Below are 22504 nucleotides of genomic sequence, written 5' to 3' on the forward strand. Positions count from 1 at the left end.
GCACCGTCCCGTCCGGAAAGGCCGCACCTCCATGCAGGTTCCCGCCCCGCTGTCGTCCGCGCAGCAGCGGATCTGGACGTTGTCCCAGCTCGACGGCGCCGGCCCGGCCTACAACGAGGCCATGGCGTTCGCCCTCCGGGGCCCGCTCGACCGCGACGTGCTCGCCCAGGCCCTCGACGCGCTCGCCGCCCGGCACGAGTCGCTGCGGACCCGGATCGTCGTCGACGCGGGCCGACCCGGACAGGTGGTCGAGCCCCTCGATGCCGGGCTGCCGCTCACCGTGACCGACGTCACCGGCCGGCCGGAGGAACTCGACGCGCTGCGGCGCACCGACCCGCTCACGCCGTTCGACCTGGGCCGCGCCCCGCTGGCCCGGGCCCGGCTGCTCGTCGCAGGACCTGAGCACCACGTCCTGCTGATGACCGTCCACCACGTCGTCTTCGACGGCGCGTCGCGCACGACCCTGTTGCGGGAGCTGGGTGTGCTCTACACCGCGCTCCTGCGCGGCGAACCCACCGAGCTGCCCGAGCCGCGCCAGTACCGCGACTACGCCCGGGAGCAGCAGAACTGGCTGGCCGGGCCGGCGCCGGCGCCGCACGAGACGTACTGGCGCGACCGGCTCGACGGCGTGCCGCCCCTGCTGGAGCTGCCCACCGATCGGCCGCGCCCGGCGATGCAGGACCACCGCGGCGCCCGGGTGCCGATCAGCCTCGGCGAGGACCTGACGAAGGCGTTGAAAGCGGTGGCCCGCGCCCACGGCGTCACCTTGTTCTCCACCATCCTGACCGGCTGGTCGCTGCTGCTTTCGCGGCTTTCCGCCCAGGCTGACATCGTTGTCGGAGTGCCGGCCTTGAACCGCGGCGACGGCGACGTCAACGCCGGTGTGCTCGGCTTCTTCGTCAACACCCTCCCGGTGCGGACCGACTTCGCCGGCTCCCCCACCGGCGCCGGCCTGCTCAAGCAGGTCCGCGCAACTCTGCGGGGCGCGCTCGACCACGCCGAGCTGCCGCTGGAACGGGTGGTCGAGCTGGTGAACCCGCCGCGCAGCCCGGCGCACACGCCGTTGTTCCAGAACGGGTTCGCCTGGGTGCCGACGCAGCACGGCGTCCTGGACTTGCCCGACGTCGACGTCGAACCCATCGACGACCGGTACGCCCCGGCGAAGTTCGACCTGACCCTGGCCCTGGCCGACGAGGCCGGCGGCGTCGCCGGGCAGCTCGACTACGCCGTCGCCCTATTCGACCACGAAACGGCCGAGCGGTACGCCCGCTACCTCGTCCGGCTGCTGACGCAGCTGGCCGAGCGGCCCGGCGACGAGGTCGCGAGCTACGAGCTGCTCGACGACGCCGAGCGCCACGAGATCCTGACGCGCTGGAGCACCGGCCCGGCTCCGCGGCGGCTGCCCGGCGGGCTCGTCGAGCGGTTCGAGCGCGAGGCCGACGCCCACCCGGACACGCCCGCGCTGGTCTGCGACGGGAAGACGGTCACTTACGCCGAGCTGGACCGGCGGGCCACCCGGCTGGCGAACGCGCTGCACGCCCGCGGCGTGCGGCCCGGGCAGGTCGTCGGCGTCCACAGTGGACGTTCGGCCGAGCTGGTGGTGGCCGTGCTGGGGATCCTCGAAGCCGGCGCGGCCTACCTGCCCCTCGACCCCGCCCAGCCGGCCGCGCGGCTGGCGGCGATGGTCGAGGACGCCCGCCCGGCGTTCGTGCTCAGTGACGCGCTCGACCGGCCCGACGGCTGGCTGTCCGTCACCGCCGTCGAGGCCGAAGGTCACGCCACGACCCGGCCCGTCGTCCGGACCGGGCGCGCGGACCTGGCCTACGTCATCTACACGTCCGGCTCGACCGGCCGGCCGAAGGGCGTCGCCGTCACCCACGGCAGCGTGCTGGCCCTGTTCGACCAGTGGCTCGGCCGGTTCGGCGCGACGCCGGGCGAGCCGACGTCGGCGTGGTCCAGCATCGGCTTCGACGCGTCCGTGCACGAACTGCTCCTCCCGCTGACGACCGGCGCGGTGCTGCACGTGGTGCCCGAAGAGGTCCGGCCCGACCCAGCGGCATTGCTGGGGTGGTTGCGTGAACACCGCGTCGTCCAGGCGTTCCTGCCGCCCGCCTACGTCCGCTGGATCGACGAAGATCTGTCACGGCTCGCCGGGCTCGCGCTGCGGCAGCTGCTGACCGGCGTCGAGTCGCTGTCGGAGGCGGCGTTGGCCCGCTTCGAGGAAACCCGGCCCGGCCTGCGGATCTGCTTCGGGTACGGGCCGACCGAAGCGACGCTGTACGCCACCGCCCACTTCGACCCGCGGCCCCTGGACCGGCCGGCCCCGATCGGCCGGCCACTGCCCGGTTCGCGGCTGTACCTGCTGGACGAGCGGCTGCGGCCGGTCCCGCCGGGCGTCGCGGGTGAGGTCTTCCTCGCCGGCGACTGCCTCGCACGCGGCTACCTGAACCGGCCCGGCCTGACCGCGGCGCAATTCGTGCCCGACCCGTTCGTGCCCGGCGAGCGGATGTACCGCACCGGCGACCTGGCCCGCTGGCTGCCCGGCGGCGAAGCCGAGTACGCGGGCCGCCGCGACGACCAGATCAAGCTGCGCGGGTTCCGCATCGAACCGGGCGAGGTGACGGCCGCGCTGCTGGCCGTCCCCGGCGTCCGGGAGGCCGCGGTCCTGGTCGACCGCACCGGCGAACCCCGGCTGGTCGCGGGGATCGCGGGCGGCGGCGGCCGGACCCCGCACGAGTGGCGGGCCGCGCTGGCCGACCGGCTGCCGGACTACATGCTCCCGTCCGTCTTCGCCGAGTTCGACCGGCTTCCCCTGAGCCGCAGCGGAAAGCTGGACCGCGACGCCTTACTCGCGCACGCCCGCTCGATGGCTCCCGCGGTCGTGAACACGGCCGCCCCGCGCGACCACGTCGAACTCGCGCTGCTGCGGATCTGGCGCTCGCTGCTGCTGCACCCGGCGATCGGGATCTCGGACGACTTCTTCGACGTCGGCGGCACGTCGATCTCGGCCATCAAGCTGGCCCACGCGGTCGGCGAGGAGTTCGGCCGCGAGCTGCCGATCCGCGACGTCATCGTGCACCCGACCATCGAGGCCCAGGCCGCCCTGCTGCGCGCGGACAGCCCGGCAGGCGGCGGCAGCCTGATCGAGTTCCGCCGCGGCGCCGGGCGGCAACGCGTCGTCTGCGTGCACCCCGCCGGCGGGACGGCGTTCTGCTACCTGCCGCTGAGCGCCCTGCTCCCGGACGACGCCGGCGTCCTCGGCATCCAGTCCCCCGGCCTCAACCCCGGCGAAGAGGCGCTGCCGACCGTCGAGGCGATGGCCGCGGAGTACCTGCGGCTCGTCGATCCCCGGCCGGACGAGTCGCTGGTCCTCTGTGGACTGTCCTACGGCGGCCTGATCGCCCACGAGATGGGCCGGCAGCTGGCGGACCACCCGCGGGTGAGCGTCGTGCTGCTCGACACCAACGCCACCGACGACCCGGCCGCGCGCGCCGCGATCGAGCCCGTGCCCGCGTCCGAGTTCCGGGAGAAACTGGTGCGCTTCAACGGGATGTACCCCGGCATCGACGACGCCCAGATCGACCGCTACCACCGCACGTACAACCACAACCGGCTGACCGCACGCGACCACGAGCCCGGCGAGTCGGCCGCGCGGCTGGTGTTCGTCCAAGCCGTGGGCGAGGACACGATCCCCGGTTCGGACGAGTTCTGGCGCCGCCGCGCGACCGGCGAGTACCGGATCGAACCGGCCGACTGCGGGCACTGGGACATGCTGGAGAGCGACGCGCTCCCGCACGTGGCCGGGCTGATCACCGCCGAGCTGACCGAGCTGGCGGCCCGATGATCGCCCGTCGCGTCCACGAACAGGCCCAGCGGACGCCAGACGCCGTCGCGGTGTCCGACGGCGCCCGCGAGCTGACCTACGCCGAGCTGGACGCCGGCGCAGCGGCCGTCGCGAAGTCCTTGTCCCGTCGCGGTGTCCGCCCCGGCGACGCCGTCGCGGTGAGCCTGCCGCGCTCGGCGGACCTGGTCCTCGTCATGCTCGGCGTGCTGCGCCTCGGCGGGCAGGTCGTGCCGCTCGACCGGCAGAGCCCGCCGGAGCGCCGGGACCACATGATCGCCGACTCGGGCGCGGTCGCCGTCGTCCACGACGGCCTGCCCGGCCTGCCGCCGCTCACCCCGGCCGAGCTGCTGGCCGTCCCCGCCGTCGCGGGCGAACCGGCCGGGGCCGCCACGACGTCGTTCCTCTTCTACACCTCCGGCACGACCGGGCGGCCCAAGGGCGTCGAGGTCCGCGACGCCGGCATCCTGCGGCTGGCCGACCCGGCCTGGCTCGAACCCGGCGCCCGGTACGCGTGCCTGGCCAACCCGGCCTTCGACGCGATCAGCTTCGAGGTCTGGCCGCCGCTGCTGACCGGCGGCACCTGCGTGGTGCTCGACGACGAGACCGTCCGCGACCCGCGCGCGTTCGCCGCCGCGCTGGTCCGGGAGCGCGTCGACACGATGTTCGTCACGGCGTCGCTGTTCAACGCCGTCGCCGAGACGGTGCCGGACTGCTTCGCCACCGTGGCCCGGGTCCTGATCGGCGGCGAGCAGCTCAACGCGCCGCTGATCCGCCGCTGGTACGCCGCCAACCCGGACTCGGCCACGCGGCTGCACAACGGCTACGGGCCGACCGAGACGACGACGTTCGCGCTGAGCCACCCGATCCCGCGCGGCTTCGACGGCGACATCGTGCCGATCGGGCGGCCGCTGCCGGACACCGGCGCGATCGTGGTGGACGGCGAGCTGTACCTCTCGGGCGCCGGGGTCGCCGCGGGCTACCGCAACCGGCCGGACGAGACCGCGCAGCGGTTCGTCGAGCGCGACGGCGAGCGGTTCTACCGCACCGGTGACCTGGTCGACGAACTGCCGGACGGCACCTTCGCCTACGTCGGACGCACGGACCGGCAGGTGAAGGTGCGCGGCTTCCGGATCGAGCCGGGCGAGCTGGAACGCCGGATCCTCGCCCACCCGGCGGTCCGGCAGGCCCACGTCGCCGCGCACCGCGGGGCCGGGCCGGTCGAGCTGTTCGCGTTCGTCGTGGCCGGGGACCTGGCGTACGCGGACTTCGACGCGCACCTCACCGCGTCGGTGCCGGCCTACATGCGCCCGCACCACGTCTTCCGCGTCGACGCCCTGCCCCGCACCGCGAACGACAAGGTCGACGAGGCCACGCTGCTGGCGCTCGGCCTCGCGCCGTGGCGGCGGTCGGGTACCGGCGAACCCGCGACGCCGTGGCAGCAGGAGGTCCTCGACGTCGTGGCGGACGTCCTCGGGACCCGCGACCCGCGGCCCGGCGACACGTGGCTCACCTCCGGCGGCGACTCGCTCAAGGCGTTGCGGCTGCGGTTCGCCGTCCAGGAGCGGTGGGGCACCGAACTCCCGCACTCCGCGATGCGGCAAGGGACGTTCGCCGACCTCGCGGCGGCGATCGCCGGGGCCGGGACGGCGCAGTATCCGGTACCCGCGCCTCCCGCGGGCTTGACGTCCGCCCCCGCGACGAGCGAGCAGCAACGGCTGTGGCTGCTGCAGCAGCGGAATCCGGCGTCCACGGCGTACCACGTGCCGCTGGCCTTCCGGATCACCGGACCGGTCGACGTCGAGGCGCTTCGCCGGGGACTGCGCGGCCTGGTCGAGCGGCACGTCGCGCTGCGGACGGCGTTCGAGGCGACGCCCGAGGGCCTGCGTCAGGTGGTCGGCCCGGCGTACGACCCGTGGACCGAAGCCGGTGACGGCTTCTTCACCGCGCCCTTCGACCTGGCCGTGCCCCGGCTCTTCCGGGCCGCCTGGGACGGCGAGCGGCTCCTGCTCTCCCTGCACCACATCGCGGTCGACGGCTGGTCGCTGAACGTGCTGTTCCGCGAGCTGTCCGGCGCGGCTCCGGCGACTTCGCGGACGCCGCTGGATTTCGCTCTTTGGCAGACGGAGTGGTTCTCCTCCCCCGCCTACCTCGCCCAGCGCGACGAGCTACTGTCGCTCCACAGTGGACTCGACGACCAGCCGTCGCCCACCGCGTCGATGGCCGGCCGGCTGCGGCGGACCACCCTCGACACCGAGCGCGTCGACCGGTGGTGCGCCGACCTGGGCCTGACGCGGTTCCAGCTGCTGCTCGGCGTCTTCGCCTCGAGCCTCTACGGCGTCACCGGGCAGACCGGGCCGCGGATCGCCGCGCCGGTGGCGAACCGGCCGGTCCGGGAGTTCGAAGACAGCGTCGGCATGTTCGCCAACACCGTGCTGCTCCCCCTGTCCGTCGAGCCGGACGAAGACCTGCGCACCCAGCTGCGGCGGCTCGGCACGGCGTCGAGCGCGGTGCTCGACCGGCAGGACGTCGCCTTCGCCGACGTCGCCACGGCGTTCGACTACCTGTTCGTGCTGGAGAACACCGACTTCGGCGCGTTGAGCCTGCCGGGCTGCACGGTGAGTCCACAGTGGATCGAGGCGGCCGAGGCGAAGTGCGCGCTGACGATGTCGGTGGTCGAGCGTCCGGACGGCTTCGACTGCCTCTGGGAGTACGCCGAAGGCCACTTCACCGAGGCGGAGGCCGAAGCGCTCGGCGAGCTGTTCTTCCGCGCGTTCGACCTGCTCGACGCGACCCCGGCCGAGCTGGCCGAGCCGTACCGGCGGAGCCTGCCCGACCACGGCCGCGGCGAACCGGCCGAGCTGGACTGGGAAACGATGGCCGAGGGCTTCGCGCGCCAGGTCGCGCTGACCCCCGACGCCCCGGCGCTGGGCGCCATGACCTACGCCGAGCTGGACGCGCACGCAGCCCGGCTCGCCGCCGTGCTGCCCGCGGACGCCACCGACGTCGCACTGTACTTCGAGCCGTCCGCCGAGCACGTCGTGGCGCTGCTCGCGCTGGCCCGGCTCAACATCACCGCCGTGCCGCTGGACCCGGCCTACCCGCCGGCGTTGCTGCGCCAGGTCCTCGACCAGGTCCGGCCGCGTTGTGTGCTGCTCGCCCCGGGTACCGCGTTCGACGAGATCGACACCGGGATCGAGCGGCAGTTCGTCACGCTCTCCGACGGCCCGGTGCCCGACGTCCCGGCCCGGCACGCCGGCCGGCCGCTCTACACGCTGTTCACGTCCGGCTCGACCGGCGTGCCCAAGGGCGTGCGCGTCCCGGACCGCACCCTGGCGAACCTCGTGCAGTGGCAGGCGGCGCCGCCCGCGGTGACCCAGCAGTTCTCGATGCTGTCGTTCGACGTGTCGTTCCAGGAGATCTTCACGACCCTGTGCGGTGGCGGGTGCCTGCAGCCGGTCCGCCCGGGATGGCGGCACGACGTCCCGGCGTTGCTGGCGCAGCTGGAGTCCGCGGGCATCGAGCGGATCTTCCTGCCGTACGTCGCGTTGCAGCTGCTGGCCGAACACGGCGTGCGGCTCGGCGTCTATCCGTCGCGGCTGCGGGACGTGATCACGGCGGGCGAGCAGCTCGTGTGCACCGGCGCGATCCGCCGCTGGTTCGCCGGCCTGCCCGGCGCGCGGCTGCACAACCACTACGGCCCGACCGAGACGCACGTGGTCAGCGCGCTGACGCTCGACGGCGACCCGATGACCTGGCCCGAGCGCCCGGCGATCGGCCGCCCGGTGGCGGGCGCGGTGCTGCGGATCGCCGGCACGGCGGGCGCACCCGGCCGGATCGGCGAGCTGCTCATCGGCGGGCTGATGACGACCCGCTGCTACCTCGGGGACATCCCCGGGAAGTTCGCCGAGACGCCGGAGCTGTTCTACCGCAGCGGCGACCTCGCGCACTTCGGCCGCGACGGGCTCCTGCACTTCGACGGCCGGGCCGACCACCAGCTCAAGATCAGCGGGTACCGCCTCGAACCGGGGCAGGTCGAAGCCGCGCTGCTGCGGCACCCCGACGTCGTCAACGCGGTCGTGGCGCACGACGGCGAAAGCCTGCTGGCCTGCCTCGAATGCCACCGGACGCCGTCGGCCGCGGAGCTGTCCGCGCACCTCGAGCCGTTGCTGCCGCCGCACGCGCGCGTCGACCGCTTCCGCGTCGTCCCGGCCCTGCCGCGGACGCCGAGCGGCAAGCTCGACCGGGAAGCCGCACTGCGGACGCCCGGCGAGGAGCTGCGCCGCGGACGCCGGTCCGGGCTTTCGGGCGTCTCGCGGCAGCTGGCCGAGTTGTTCGAGGAGGTGACGGGCGCGTCGATCGGGGCGGACGAGACCTTCTTCGCGGCGGGCGCGTCCAGCCTCGGGCTGATGCGGTTCCACCTGCGCTGCGCCGAGGAAGGTCTCCGGTTCACCGCGGCGGACCTGTTCGAGCACGTCACGGTCCGCGACCTGGCGCGGCTGCTGTCCGATGCGGCCGTTCCGGCGGCCATGTCTTCCGGTGACGAGGCCGCCGACGAGCCGATCGCCGTGATCGGCATGGCGCTCCGGGTGCCGGGTGCGCCGGATCTGGCCGCGTTCTGGGACCTCGTGCGGTCCGGCGGCCGCGGCATCGAGCACTTCGCCGCCGATGACGGCCTGGTCGGCGCGCGCAGCATCCTCGACGGGCCCTTGGCGTTCGACCCGGAGCACTTCGGGATCAGCCGCCGCGACGCCGCGCTGATGGACCCGCAGCAGCGGCACCTGCTGATGAGCTGCGTCGAGGCGCTGGCTCACGCGGGGGTCACGTCGGGCGAGGGCGTCGGGCTGGTCGCCGGGTGCGGCGAGGACACGTACTTCCAGTCGCTGCTGCGCGAGGGCGACCCGGCCGCGCTGCCGGACGGTTTCCAGCTGGCGCTGCACCACGAGAAGGACTTCCTCGCGACGAAGGCCGCGTACCACCTGAACCTGACCGGGCCGGCGCTGACCACGCAGACGGCGTGTTCGAGTTCGCTGGTCGCGGTCCACCAGGCGGCCGGGCTGCTGCGCACCGGCGAGGCGGACGTCATGCTGGCGGGCGGCGTCCTGGTCGACGTCACCCTTTCCGGGGGCTACCGGTACCGGCCGCAGCACATCTTCTCGGCGGACGGCCATTGCCGTCCGTTCAGCGACGACGCGGGCGGCACGGTCGGCGCGAGCGGCGTCGGCGTCGTGGTGCTGAAGCCGCTGAGCCACGCGCGTCGCGACGGCGACACGGTGTACGCGGTGATCACGGGCTCGGCGATCAACAACGACGGCGCGGTGAAGCAGGGCTACACCGCGCCGTCGCCGGCCGGTCAGCGCGAAGTGATCCGCGCGGCCCTGCGGCGCGCCGGGCGCTCTTCCCTCGGCTACGTGGAAACCCACGGGACGGGTACCCGGCTGGGCGACCCGATCGAGGTCGCGGCGCTGCGGCAGGCGCTGGATCCGTCGGCGGAATGCGCGTTGTCGTCGGTGAAGAGCCAGATCGGCCACCTGGGCGCGGCAGCGGGGGTCGTCGGCCTGATCCGCGCGACGTTGTCCGTCCACCATGGACTGATCCCGCCGACGGCGGACTTCCACGCGCCGAACCCGGCACTGGAGCTGGGCCCGTTCCGGGTGCCGACGGCCGCGGAGCCCTGGCCCGACGGTCCGAGGGTGGCGGGAGTGAGCAGCTTCGGCATCGGCGGCACGAACGCCCACGTGGTCCTGGAGGCGGACTCGGCCGTCGTGTCGCGTCCAGCCCCCGCGCCGGTGGTCGTGCTGTCGGCGAGCAGCGCGTCGGCTCTGCGCGAAGACGCCCGGCGGGTGGCCGAGTACCTGGAGGCGCACCCGGAGTCCTTTGTGGACGTCGTCCGCCACCTGCAGACGGGCCGCAAGGAGTACCGCTGGCGGGTCGCCGCGGTGTGCGCCGACGCGTCGGCGGCGGTGGATGTGTTGCGCACGGCCGAGCCACGCGAAGCAGAGCCCACGGGCCCGAGCACACCACGCGATCACCCGGCGGAACTCGCGGCGGCCTGGCTGCGCGGCGAGCCCGTCGACTGGGGCATCCATGCCTCCCCCGCGCCCTGGGACTTCCCGCCGCCCTCCTTCGCCCGTGAGGACTTCGACTTCCCGCGGAAGCCCGCCGTCCAGCGGCTTCCCGAAGCCGAGTGGCTCCACCAGCCCACCTGGGTGCGGCTCCGGCGGGCCGCCCCCGCACAGGCCCCCGTAGACCGCGTACTCGTCATCTCCAGCGACGGCCCCCTGCCGGCCCCGGCCCTCGACGCCGCCTACACCCGGGTCGTACGCGTGCACGCCGCCACGTCGTTCGCCCGCCCAGGGCCGGACCTCTTCGAAGCCGACCCGGCCGACGCACACCAGCTCGGCCAGGTGCTCGCCGCCCTCGACGGGGACGTCGACTGGCTGCACACCCTCCCCCTCGGCATCAGCGGCCCGGTCGGCGAAATCGCCCTCGCCCACGCGCGCTGGGCCTGCGTCGACACCCCCGCCGCCCTCCTGCGCGCCGCCGGGACCCGCAAGCTGCGCACCTGGTGGCTCTCCGCCGGCGCCGCGCCGGCGAACAGCGACGTCACCCGCCCCGAAGCGGGGCTGCTCGCCGGGGTCACCGCCGTCGGACCGCAGGAAACCGGCGTCCCCGGGCACTGGGTCGACGTCGCGGGCCACTGGGACACCGCGGTCGCGGGCCTCCTCACCGGCCCCACCCCGCCCGCGCGGGTCGCCCTCCGGCACGGCTTCTGGTGGGAACAAAGCACCTCCCCGGTCACGCCCGGCGGCAGCCGGACCGCAGACGGCACGTACCTCGTCCTCGGCGGCACCGGCGGCATCGGCACCGCCGTCGCCGAGGTCCTGCTGACCAGGACCACCGGCCGGGTCGTGCTCGCCGCCCGCAACCCGCGCCTGCCCGCACCGCTCGAGCCGTGGGCCGACCGCGTCGACCTCCTCGAAGCCGACCTCACCACCGACGACATCCGGATCGACACGCCGCTGGCCGGGATCGTCCACGCCGCCGGGGTCGCGGCGGGCGGCCTCATCGCGACCCGAGGCGACACCACCGGCCAGGGAGCCAAGCTCGCCGGCGCGCTGCTGGTGGAACGGCTCATCGAACGCCACCGGCCCGCCCTCGCCGTCTACTGCTCGTCGCTCTCCGCGCAGTTCGGCGGCACCGGCCAGCTCGACTACGCCGCCGCCAACGGCTTCCTCGACGCCCTCGCCCACCACGCCCCGGACGCACCGACCGTCCGGCTGAGCCTCGGCTGGGACGTCTGGCGCGACACCGGCATGGCCGTCACCGCGCTGCGGACCGACGCCCGCCACCAGGCCCACCTCGCCGTCGGCATGACCGCCGAAGAGGGCAAACGCGTCTTCGCCAGTGCCCTCGACGCCGGGCTCCCGCAGCTCCTGGTGTCGACGACCGACCTCGCCGACGCCCGCAGCTTCCACGAGCGCGAACCGGTCGCCGTCACCGCGCCGAAGGAAGACCCCGCCGCGGAACTGGCGGAGGAGGTGCGCGCGCTGCTCGGCGTCGACGCGCTGGACCCGGACGTCCCGCTCTACGACCTCGGCGCCGATTCGCTGATGCTGCTCGACGTCGTCGACTCGGTGAAACGGCTCTTCGGCGTCGACCTCGAGCTGGCCTGGCTGGGCCCGGAAGTGACGCTCACCGGCCTGCTGGCCCGGCTGTCGGAGGCCGCCGGCCCCGAGGACGTCGCCGTCCAGGTGTGGCGGGAGGGCACCGGCCGTGACGTCGTGTGCCTGGTCCACCCGGTCGGCGGGGACGTCCACGCGTACCGCCCGCTGGTGCGGGCACTCGGGCCGGAGCTGACCGTCTGCGTCATCGCCGACCCGGCGCTGAGCCGGCCCGAGCCGCCGGGCTGGCCGGTCGCCGAGCGCGCCCGCCGCTACCACGCCGCGTTGCAGGCGCGCTTCCCCGACGACGAGTGGCGCTGGCAGCTGGCGGGCTGGTCGTTCGGCGCGTGGGTCGCGACCGGCATGGCCGCCGAGGCCGAGCTGGGCGGGCGGCCGGTGCGGGCACTGCACCTGATCGACCCGCCCGCCCCGGGCGCGAGCTTCGCGGACTACGACGAATCCCGCCTGGAAGCCGTGTTCGAGCGCGAGCTCGGCGCGTCCGGTGGCACGGCGGGCGAGCACGCGCGCCGCCTCGCCCGCGCCTGCCGTGCGAACCTGCGCAGCATGACCGGCCACGAACTGCCGAAGCTCGCGACGACCCCCAGCCACGTCTGGATCGCCGCCGACGTCGAACCTGGCCTGCCGCCCGCCGCCGACCCGGACGGCTGGCACACGATCCTGCCCGAACCGAGCGACTGGCGGCAGCTGCCCGCCACCCACTACGGCATCGTGCGGGCCCCGCACGTCAGCGCCGTGGCCGACGCGATCACGATCGGAGCCGAGTGAACCCGTACGAGTCCCAGCCGGCCCGCGCGTTCTGGCGGACCGCCGTCGCCGAACCGGAGCCCGGCGCGATCAGCGACGTCTGGACGCCCAAGTTCGCGATCGGCCAGGACGACCCGGTGCTCACCGCGGGCTCCTGCTTCGCCGCCCGGCTCGGGCGCGCGCTGATCGACCACGGCATGAACTTCTTCGACGCCGAACCGCCGCCGCCGGGCCTGACCCGCGACGAGCGCCGCGCCCGTCACTTCGGCGAGTTCTCCTTCCGCACCGGCACCATCTACACCGCCGCCGTGCTGCGGCAGTGGCTCGCCTGGGCCTTCGGCCACGAGAAGGCTCCGGACACGGTGTGGACCGGGGACGGCCGGTGCTTCGACCCGTACCGCCCATCCGTCGAGCCCACTGGATACGCGTCCGCCGACGACGTGTTCGCCGCTCGCGAGGAAACCCTCGCCGCGATCCGCCGCGGGGTCGCCCGGGCCCGCTGCCTGATCTTCACCCTCGGCCTGACCGAGGCCTGGGGCGACGCCGGCGGCACCGTCTACCCGTCCTGCCCGGGCACGGTCCGCGGCACGTTCGACGACACCCGCCACACCCTGCGCACCTTCACCTTCGCCGACGTGCACCGGGACCTGCTCGACGTCTTCGCCCTGGCCCGCGCGGCGAACCCGGACATCCGGTTCGTGCTCACGGTCTCGCCCGTGCCGCTCACCGCCACCGCGGGCGCGCAGCACGCGCTCGTCGCGAACACCCACGCGAAGTCCGTGCTCCGCGGCGTCGCCGGGCAGCTGGCCCAGGAGCACGACCACGTCGACTACTTCCCGGCGTACGAGCTGATCACCGGGCAGCCGTTCCGCAGCGGCTTCTACGAGCCCAACCTGCGCGAAGTCACCGCCGAGGGCGTCGAGTTCGTGATGGGGCACTTCACGTCCGCGCTGCGGGGCACGGCGACCGCGCCGGCCCGGGAGCGCCGCGAGCCACGGGTGAAGGGAGGAGATGTCTGTGACGACGCCGTCCTCGACTATTACGGCCCCCGCTAGGTTCCTGCTGCTCGGCGACTCCCACGCGGGCCCGATCGGCCGCGCGGCGCGGGCGGCCGGGTTGCCGTTCCTGGGTGGCCCGATCGGTGCCGGCCGCGAGTTCACCGACCGCTTCTTCACCGCGCGCGACGCCGACGTCGAGTTCCACCGGCCCGAGGCGCAGAAGCACTACCGCGGCTTCCTCGACGAACTCGGCGTCGCCGGGCTCGGCGAGCTGGGCGTCCCGCTGGTGACGACGTTCGGGTTCGCCGCGCACTTCGTGGCCACCAAGGAGAACTGGCACCTCTACCGGACCGGCGACGGCTTCCCGCCCGGCTTCCTGGGCAGCGCGCTGTTCGACGCGATCGTCCTCGCGACGGTCCGCGACGCGCTCGCCTTCTACCGCCACGCGCGCGACCTCGGCGTGCGGGTGATCGCCGTGCTGCCGCCGCAGCGGGTGCCCGGTCAGTCGGACGCCGCGGTGTTCCTGGCCGCGCAGGAGACCGTCCGCCGCGCGGTCGAGGGCCTCGGTGTCGAGGTGGCCGACCTGCGCGGGAGGATCACCGGCACGAACGGGTTCCAGCGGCCCGAACTGTGCGAAGCGGATGACGAAATCCACGGAAACCTGGCCTGGGGACGGATCGTCCTGGCCGAACTGCTCGATCTGGGACTCTGAGACCCGGGAGGAAAGGAAACCATGGAGCAGTACGAACTCGACGCCGTCAAGGCGATCACGACGCGCCCGGCGCGGGAGTACCGGACGCTGGCGGTGCGGGGGCTGACCCCCGTGATCGGAGCCGAGGTCACCGGCCTCGACCTCGGGACGGAGCTGACCGACGAGCAGCTCACCGAGCTGAAGACCGCGTTCCTGGACCACCACGTACTGGTGTTCCGCGACCAGGTCATCACCGCCGAGGACCACAAGCGGCTGGCCGCGAGCTTCGGCGAGCTGCGCCCGGTGAACCCGCCGCCGAAGCACGGCGACCCGTACATCCTCGAGGTCGCGACCAGCCCCGAGGCGGCGAACGTGTTCGGCAACGGCTGGCACGCCGACGGCACCGCGGACGCCGAGCCGTCACTCGGTTCGATGCTGCACATCACGGAGATCCCGGAGCCCGGCAGCGGCGGCGACACGCTGTTCGCCAACATGTACCTGGCCTACGACATGCTGTCGCCGGCGATGAAGTCGCTGCTGGACGGGCTCACCGCGGTCCACGACGGCGCACTCGCCTTCCGCGGCCACCCGATCCCGCCGGGCTACGAGCCGCCGTGCAGCGAGCACCCGCTGGTCGTGCGGCACCCGGAGACCGACCGCAAGCTGCTCTACGTCAACCCGGCCTACACCTCGCACATCCCGCAGCTGTCGGCCGACGAGAGCCGCGCGGTGCTCGACATGCTGTTCGCGCTCGTGCCGAACCGGCCGATGCTGGCCTGCCGGGTGCGCTGGGAGCCGAACACGCTGGTGTTCTGGGACAACCGCTGCGCCCAGCACCACGCGGTGTACGACTACTTCCCGCACACCCGCTACGGGCAGCGCATCGCGATCAACGGCGGCCCGCTCAAGGGGTGAGGATCGCCCGGAGCCCGTCGGCCAGCCGCTGCCGGGCTCCGGGACCGCCGGCGAGCACGCACGCCCGCACGAACGCGGCCGGGTAGGTCGCGGCGTAGGCCGTGACGTCGGCCGCGGCGAACGCGGCGGCCAGCGCGGCCGCGTTCGCCGCCGCGTTGGCGTCGGCGTGCGCTGTCACGTTGGCGTCGGTGTTCGTCGCGGCGTAGGTCTCGCCGTACTCGGTGGCCTCGGCTTCGCTGTAGCCGTGGGCCAGGGCGAACCCGCCGGCCGCCGCGGCCGCCGTCGCGTACGCGTCGTCGTACGGGTAGGCGCGGCGGTAGACGTCACGCAGCGCGGGCTCCAGGGTCTCGCGCCAGGTCTCCGCCGGCACCGGCGTCCCGCGCAGGTGGAGCGCGGCGACGTCGGCGTGCCCCAGCAGCGGCCAGACCGTGCGCCCGTACCAGTGGTGGACGACGGCGAGGCCGCCGTCGAGGAGTTCGCTCACCACGTGCTCCGGCCAGGCCACCGGCTCCGGCCCTTCGGTGTCCACAGTAGACATTTGGTCAGGCACGCCGCGGTTCCGGGACGGTCGCGCTCCCGTCAGTGGTCCTCATGGCCTCGATCCTGCCGTGCCCGCGGACGCGACGCACTCCGCGCCACTGTGTTCCGGGGCACCCGCCTTGCCTGCCCGAGAGCGGCAAGCGAAACCTCGCGAAGTTCCGCGGCCGCCTGGCGGAGGACCTCACGGCGGTGTTCGACCTGGCCGCGACGGGCACCCTGAAGGCCCAGGTGGCTCGCGGAGTACGGCAAGCCACCGGCGGCCGGCCAGGCCGCGGCGGCGGACGGTGCGCGGAACCGGATCGGCTCCGCGCACCGTTTGCCGCAGCACGCCTGGCGCCATGCGAAGGATCAGGAGAACCTGCCACCGTCACCCGGTCGTGACCAGTCAGGCACCCCGCGTGCGAAAAGAGACCCGACCGATGCGGCCGGGCCTCTTCTCTCGCCAGCAGGTCAGTGGGTCAGTCGGTGCCGGACTCCATGGCGGCCTGGTCCAGCAGCTCGTCGCCGCCCGAAGCCTTGCCGCGGGACGCGATCACCTCCGCGCCGCCCTCGGCCATCGCGCCGATCAGGCCCGTCGAGGCCGCCTGGGCGGCGCCGATCAGCTTGGGGTGCGTGCCGCCGACCATGCCGAGGCTGGCGTACTGCTCCAGCTTGGCGCGCGAGTCGGCGATGTCGAGGTTGCGCATGGTCAGCTGGCCGATGCGGTCCACCGGGCCGAACGCCGAGTCCGTGGTCCGCTCCATCGACAGCTTGTCGGGGTGGTAGCTGAACGCCGGGCCCGTCGTGTCGACGATCGAGTAGTCCTCGCCGCGGCGCAGGCGCAGCGTCACCTCGCCGGTGATCGCGGTACCGACCCAGCGCTGCAGCGACTCGCGCAGCATCATGGCCTGCGGGTCGAGCCAGCGGCCTTCGTACATCAGCCGGCCGAGGCGGCGGCCCTCGTTGTGGTAGCTGGCGACGGTGTCCTCGTTGTGGACCGCGTTGACCAGCCGCTCGTAGGCCGCGTGCAGCAGCGCCATGCCCGGCGCCTCGTAGATGCCGCGGCTCTTGGCCTCGATGATCCGGTTCTCGATCTGGTCGGACATGCCCAGGCCGTGCCGGCCGCCGACGGCGTTGGCCTCCAGCACCAGGTCGACGGCGGAAGCGAACTCCTTGCCGTTGATCGTCACCGGCCGGCCCTGCTCGAAGCCGATCGTGACGTCTTCGGCCGCGATCTCGACCTCGGGGTCCCAGAACTTCACGCCCATGATGGGCTGGACGATCTCGAGACCGGTGTCGAGGTGCTCCAGCGACTTCGCCTCGTGGGTCGCGCCCCAGATGTTGGCGTCGGTCGAGTACGCCTTCTCCGTGCTGTCGCGGTAGGGCAGGTCGTGCGCCAGCAGCCACTCCGACATCTCCTTGCGGCCACCGAGCTCGGTGACGAAGGCGGCGTCCAGCCACGGCTTGTAGATCCGCAGGGACGGGTTGGCGAGCAGGCCGTAGCGGTAGAACCGCTCGATGTCGTTGCCCTTGAAGGTGGAGCCGTCGCCCCAGATCTGGACGTCGTCCTCGAGCATGGCCCGCACCAGCAGGGTGCCGGTGACGGCGCGCCCCAGCGGGGTGGTGTTGAAGTAGCTGCGGCCGCCGGAGCGGATGTGGAACGCGCCGCACGTCAGCGCCGCGAGCCCCTCTTCGACGAGGGCTTCGCGGCAGTCGACCAGCCGCGCGACCTCCGCGCCGTAGGCGTGGGCCCGCCCGGGCACCGACCCGATGTCGGGCTCGTCGGCCTGGCCGATGTCGGCGGTGTAGGTGCAGGGGACAGCGCCTTTGTCGCGCATCCACGCGACGGCCACGGAAGTGTCGAGGCCACCGGAGAAGGCGATACCGACACGTTCGCCGACGGGCAGGGAAGTGAGCACCTTGGACATGCGAATGATTATGCACGGCGATGCATCATCGTGCAATTCGGGGTCTCGGAAACCCGTTGACCCCGGCCTGACCTGCTGATTCGGTAGCGGCATGCACCCCGACGAGCCCGCCATCAGCACCACCCTCGTCCGGCGGCTGGTGCGCGCGCAGTTCCCCCGCTGGGCTTCACTCCCGGTCGCACCGCTCGCTTCGGGCGGCACGGTCAACGCCGTCCACCGCCTCGGTGACCACCTGACCGTCCGGCTCCCCCGGACCACCGGGGGCGCCGCGGACGTCGCGAAGGAGGAGCGGCTGCTGGCGGCGCTCGACGGCCTGCCGGTGGCGGTCCCGGTCGTCGCCGGACTCGGCGAACCCGGCGAGGGCTACCCGTGGCCGTGGGCGGTGCACGAGTGGCTCGACGGCGAGCCCGCGGTCGAAGGCCACCCATTCGCCCCGGAGGCGCTGGCGGCCTTCGTCCTCGCGGTGCGACGGACGAAGGCGGACGGTCCCCCGGCCTACCGCGGCGGTCCCCTGGCGCTCCTCGACCGCGCGACCCGCAACGCCGTCGAGGCCTTGCGCCACACCGACGAGCCGTTCGACGCTTCAGCCGCCCTCGCGGTCTGGACCGAGGCCCTGGACGCACCCTCCGACACGAACTGCTGGGTCCACGGTGATCTCATGCCCAGCAACCTGCTGGTCCACAATGGACACCTCACGGCCGTCCTCGACTGGGCCACCGCGGGCGTCGGCGACCCGGCCTGCGACCTGATCCCGGCGTGGAACCTGCTCACCGCGGCCACCCGCCCGGCTTTCCACGACGCCGTCGGCGCCGACGACGCGGCCTGGGCACGCGGCCGCGGCCGGGCGCTGTCGATGGCCGTGATCCAGCTCCCCTACTACCGCCGCACGAACCCCGTCATCTCCGCCAACGCCCGCTACGTCCTCGCCGAACTCGGCTGCGGTCCAAAGCCGTGAAGGCCTCCTTACCGGCCATAAGAGCCGGTAAGGAGGCCTTCACGGCTTTCCGGGAGTGCGGGAGTGCGGGAGTGCCGGTCAGCTCGGGAGGAGGGCTGGGGCCGTGAGGCGGCTGGCGTTCGCCGCCTCGTCGTCCGGGGCCTCCTGTGCCGTGCGCTCCGCCTCGACGCGGGCGAGGTAGTTCGTCACCTCGCGGGACTGGCGGTGCGCGTCCCAGCCCAGCAGCGGGGCCATCAGCTCCGCGACCCACGGGGCCGCCGTGACGCCGCGGTCGCGTTCCTCGATGGAGATCCGCGTCCGGCGGGTGAGGACGTCCTCCAGGTGCAGCGCGCCCTCGTGCGAGACCGCGTACACCACCTCCGCCTTCAGGTACTCCGCGGCGCCCGGCAGCGGCGCACCCAGCTCCGGGCGCTCCGCGATCGACGCCAGGACGTCCTCGATCGCCGAGCCGTAGCGCCCCAGCAGGTGCTCGATCCGCGCCACCGGCAGGCCCGCCCGCGACGCCAGCGCGAACCGGCCGTCCCACAACTCGTGGTAGCCCGCCGCACCGACGATCGGCAGCCGGTCGGTCCACGACGGCGGCGTCGGCCGGCCGACCTCCTCGACCGCGACGTCGACCGCGTCGGCGGCCATCACCCGGTAGGTCGTGTACTTGCCGCCGGCCACGATCACCAGGCCCGGCACGGGGTGGGCCACCGCGTGCTCCCGCGACAGCTTCGTCGTCGCGGCCGCCTTCGCCGCCAGCAGCGGGCGAAGGCCAGCGTAGACGCCTTCGATGTCGTCGTGCGTGACCGGCGTGCGCAGCACGGCGTTGAGGTGCTCCAGCACGTAGTCGACGTCCGCGCGGCTCGCCGCCGGGTGCTCGCGGTCGAGGTCCCACTCGGTGTCCGTGGTGCCGACGAGCCAGTGCTTGCCCCACGGGATCACGAACAGCACGCTCTTCTCGGTCCGCAGGATCAACCCGGTGTCGAGGTCGATCTTCTCCCGCGGCACCACGAGGTGGACGCCCTTCGACGCGCGCACCGTGAACGGCGCGGGGATCCCGGCCGCCTCGGACATGTCGTCGCTCCACACGCCGGTGGCGGCGATGACGGTCCGAGCGCGCACCTCGATCTCGGCGCCGCTCTCGCGGTCCACGACCTTCGCGCCGACGACCCGCTCGCCGTCACGCAGCAACGACGTCACCCGCGCCCGCGTCAGCACCGAAGCGCCCTGCTCGGCGGCGGTCCGCGCGATGGTCATCGTGTGGCGCGCGTCGTCGACCTGGGCGTCGTAGTACTGGATCGCGCCGACCAGCGCGTCGTCGGCCAGGGCCGGTGCCACCTTGAACGCGCCGCGCTTGGACAGGTGCCGGTGCTGCGGCAGCGCGCGGGCCCCGCCGAGCGTGTCGTACAGCGTGACGCCGGCGCCGATGTACCCGCGCTCCCACACCCGGTGCGTCAGCGGCACCAGGAACTTCACCGGCCGGACCAGGTGCGGGGCGAGGGTCTGCAGCAGCAGGCCGCGTTCCTTGAGCGCCTCGCGCACCAGCTTGAAGTCCAGCTGCTCCAGGTAGCGCAGCCCGCCGTGGATCAGCTTGGACGACCGGCTGGACGTCCCGGCGGCGAAGTCCCGCGCCTCGACCAGCGCGACGGACAGCCCGCGCGACGCCGCGTCGAGCGCGACACCCGCGCCGGTCACGCCCCCGCCGACGACGAGCACGTCGACCTCTTCACGGGCGAGCTTGCGCAGCGTCTCCGCGCGGTACACCGGGGAAAGCGGTGTCGTGGTGTTCCTCTTCATCTTGTCCTCACTCCACATCTACCCAGTCGAGCGTCCGGCCGACGGCCTTCTGCCAGCCCGCGTAGCCCTCCGCGCGCTGCTCGTCCGTCCACGACGGCTCCCAGCGCTTGTCCTCGTTCCAGTTCTGCTCCAGCTCGTCGGTCGACCGCCAGAAGCCGACGGCCAGCCCGGCCGCGTAGGCGGCGCCGAGCGCGGTGGTCTCGGCGACGACCGGCTTCGACACCGGCACGCCGAGGATGTCCGCCTGCAGCTGCATGCACAGTTCGTTCGCGGTGACGCCACCGTCCACTCGCAACACGTCGAGCGTGACGCCGGAGTCGTTCTGCATCGCGTCGACGACGTCGCGGGTCTGGTAGCAGATCGCTTCCAGCGTCGCCCGGGCGATGTGCGCGTTGGTCGTCGCGCGGGTCAGGCCGACGATCGCGCCGCGCGCGTCGGACCGCCAGTAGGGGGCGAAGAGGCCGGAGAACGCCGGGACGAAGTAGACGCCGCCGTTGTCCTCGACCTGGCGGGCCAGGCTTTCGCTCTGCGCCGCGCCGCTGATGATGCCCAGCTGGTCGCGCAGCCACTGCACGGCCGAGCCGGTGACGGCGATCGAGCCCTCCAGCGCGTAGACCGGCTTCTCGTCGCCGAACTGGTAGCACAGCGTCGTGAGCAGGCCGTGCTTCGAGCGGACCAGCTCGTGACCGGTGTTGAGCAGCAGGAAGTTGCCGGTGCCGTAGGTGTTCTTGGCCTCGCCGGGCCGGAAGCAGACCTGCCCGACGGTGGCCGCCTGCTGGTCGCCGAGCACGCCGGCGATCGGGATCTCGCCGCCGAACGGGCCGTCCGCGCGGGTCGTGCCGAAGAAGCCGGGGTTCGACGACGGCCGGATCTTCGGCAGCATCCGGCGCGGGACGTCGAAGAACGACAGCAGTTCGTCGTCCCAGTCGAGGGTTTCGAGGTCCATCAGCATGGTGCGCGACGCGTTGGTCGGGTCGGTGACGTGGACCCCGCCGTCCGGGCCGCCGGTGAGGTTCCAGATGAGCCACGAGTCGGTGGTGCCGAACAGCGCGTCGCCCGCTTCGGCGGCTTCGCGGACGCCGTCGACGTTTTCGAGGATCCACTGCAGCTTGCCGCCGGAGAAGTACGTCGCGGGCGGGAGGCCGGCCTTGCGGCGGATGACGTCGCCCTTGCCGGAGCGTTCCAGCGCCGAGGCGATCCGGTCGGTGCGGGTGTCCTGCCAGACGATGGCGTGGCCGTACGGGCGGCCGGTGCGGCGGTTCCACACGACGGTGGTCTCGCGCTGGTTGGTGATGCCGAGCGAGGCCAGGTCGCCCGCGGTGAGGTTGGCCTTGTTGAGCGCGGTGGCGATGACCGAGCGGGTGCGTTCCCAGATCTCGGTGGCGTCGTGCTCGACCCAGCCGGGCTTGGGCAGGATCTGCTCGTGCTCCAGCTGGTGGCGGGCGATCTCGTTGCCGCCGTGGTCGAAGATCATGAAACGGGTGCTGGTGGTGCCCTGGTCTACGGCGCCGACGAAGTCAGGCATGGGTGTTCCCCTTCTCAGGCAGCGGGCTCGAGGTCCTTGGCAGACACGGTGTCGAACTGGTCCGTCGGAAGGAACCGCTCGATCAGGTACTTGTAGATCGCGCCGCCGATGACCGCGCCGATCACCGGTGCCACGATCGGGATCCACCAATAGGGGAAGCCGTACTGGTCGGTGAACGCTGTGTCGTAACCGGTGAGCCAGGACGCGAGCCGCGGACCGAAGTCGCGGGCGGGGTTGATCGCGTAGCCGGCGTCGGTGCCCCAGGCCATGCCGATGGCCACGACCAGGAAGCCGATGACGACCGGGGCCAGGTTGGCGCCGGGCGAGGTGTTGCGCAGGTCGGTGATGGCGAAGATGACCAGGGCGAGGATCGCGGTGCCGATGATCTGGTCGCGGAAGGCTCCCCAGTCACCCACCGGGAGCGTGCCGTTGCCCGGCAGGGTGGAGAACACCCCCTGGGTCTTGATCGTCAGGCCGGGGTCCTTGGCGGTCAGGACCTCGGTGTAGTTCCAGCGCACCAGCATGGCGGCGACGAACGCGCCGGCGGTCTGCGCGAGGGCGTAGGGGGCGACCTTGCGCCAGGAGAACCCCTTGAACACGGCGAGCGCGACGGTGATGGCCGGGTTGAGGTGCGCGCCACTCACCCGTGAAGCGACGTAGACACCGAGCGTGACGCCGATGCCCCACGCCCAGGCGATGCTGTCGTGGTCCCCGATGCCCGCGGCGGCGACCTGCGCCACCACCCCGCACCCGAACAGGATGAGGATCATCGTCCCCACGAACTCCGCGGCCATTTCGCCGCCGAGTCCGTGGGCCTTGAGGTTTCGCACCATTGCTTCCTCCACAAAGGACCAGTTCCCCCTGGTTCGTCCAGCCAAGCCCGCCCGTCACAGCGGGTCAACGGAGGCCGGTCGGCATTGT

At 73.2% G+C, this 22504-nt stretch carries 11 protein-coding genes; 6 read left to right on the plus strand and 5 right to left on the minus strand.

Annotated features, from left to right (window positions below; genetic code table 11):
- Positions 1-31 precede the first annotated feature (31 nt).
- The 5 genes from ACLJQZ_RS17675 to ACLJQZ_RS17695 are packed head-to-tail and all read left to right on the plus strand — an operon-like array spanning position 32 to position 14874.
- Entirely contained in the window at positions 32-3844 is a 3813-nt protein-coding gene (locus ACLJQZ_RS17675) for a non-ribosomal peptide synthetase (protein WP_410621073.1), read from the plus strand.
- Positions 3841-12291 carry an amino acid adenylation domain-containing protein gene (locus tag ACLJQZ_RS17680; RefSeq protein ID WP_410621074.1) on the plus strand — a complete coding sequence of 2817 codons (8451 nt, stop codon included), beginning with the start codon at positions 3841-3843 and terminating at the stop codon, positions 12289-12291. The genes ACLJQZ_RS17675 and ACLJQZ_RS17680 overlap by 4 nt, the downstream gene beginning before the upstream one ends.
- Positions 12288-13325: a GSCFA domain-containing protein gene (locus ACLJQZ_RS17685; RefSeq protein WP_410621075.1), complete on the plus strand. Its 1038-nt coding sequence runs from the start codon at positions 12288-12290 to the stop codon at positions 13323-13325. The genes ACLJQZ_RS17680 and ACLJQZ_RS17685 overlap by 4 nt, the downstream gene beginning before the upstream one ends.
- Positions 13288-13980, plus strand: coding sequence for a hypothetical protein (locus tag ACLJQZ_RS17690; protein ID WP_410621076.1), 693 nt, complete (start codon positions 13288-13290; stop codon positions 13978-13980). The genes ACLJQZ_RS17685 and ACLJQZ_RS17690 overlap by 38 nt, the downstream gene beginning before the upstream one ends.
- Before the next feature lie 21 nt (positions 13981-14001).
- Entirely contained in the window at positions 14002-14874 is an 873-nt protein-coding gene (locus tag ACLJQZ_RS17695; protein ID WP_410621077.1) for a TauD/TfdA dioxygenase family protein, read from the plus strand.
- Here the strand turns inward: ACLJQZ_RS17695 and ACLJQZ_RS17700 are convergent.
- Entirely contained in the window at positions 14864-15412 is a 549-nt protein-coding gene (locus ACLJQZ_RS17700; protein WP_410621078.1) for a hypothetical protein, read from the minus strand. The genes ACLJQZ_RS17695 and ACLJQZ_RS17700 overlap by 11 nt on opposite strands.
- Positions 15413-15872: 460 nt before the next feature.
- Positions 15873-17321, minus strand: a complete 1449-nt coding sequence (argG, locus tag ACLJQZ_RS17705) for an argininosuccinate synthase (RefSeq protein WP_410621079.1) — start codon at positions 17319-17321, stop codon at positions 15873-15875.
- A gap of 91 nt (positions 17322-17412) precedes the next feature.
- Between argG and ACLJQZ_RS17710 the strand changes: the two genes are divergently transcribed.
- Positions 17413-18276, plus strand: a complete 864-nt coding sequence (locus ACLJQZ_RS17710) for an aminoglycoside phosphotransferase family protein (protein WP_410621080.1) — start codon at positions 17413-17415, stop codon at positions 18274-18276.
- A 78-nt stretch (positions 18277-18354) separates the two neighbouring features.
- Here ACLJQZ_RS17710 and glpD read toward each other — a convergent pair whose 3' ends face one another.
- Genes glpD through ACLJQZ_RS17725 form a run of 3 tightly spaced genes read right to left on the minus strand, consistent with a single transcriptional unit; the run spans position 18355 to position 22416 of the window.
- Positions 18355-20058, minus strand: a complete 1704-nt coding sequence (gene glpD / locus ACLJQZ_RS17715; RefSeq protein ID WP_410621081.1) for a glycerol-3-phosphate dehydrogenase — start codon at positions 20056-20058, stop codon at positions 18355-18357.
- A gap of 7 nt (positions 20059-20065) precedes the next feature.
- Positions 20066-21583, minus strand: a complete 1518-nt coding sequence (gene glpK / locus ACLJQZ_RS17720) for a glycerol kinase GlpK (RefSeq protein ID WP_410621082.1) — start codon at positions 21581-21583, stop codon at positions 20066-20068.
- 14 nt (positions 21584-21597) lie between these two features.
- Positions 21598-22416: an MIP/aquaporin family protein gene (locus ACLJQZ_RS17725; RefSeq protein ID WP_410621083.1), complete on the minus strand. Its 819-nt coding sequence runs from the start codon at positions 22414-22416 to the stop codon at positions 21598-21600.
- Positions 22417-22504 lie beyond the last annotated feature (88 nt).

This window comes from Amycolatopsis sp. cmx-8-4 (assembly GCF_046548675.1).
In the GTDB taxonomy this organism is placed as follows: domain Bacteria; phylum Actinomycetota; class Actinomycetes; order Mycobacteriales; family Pseudonocardiaceae; genus Amycolatopsis.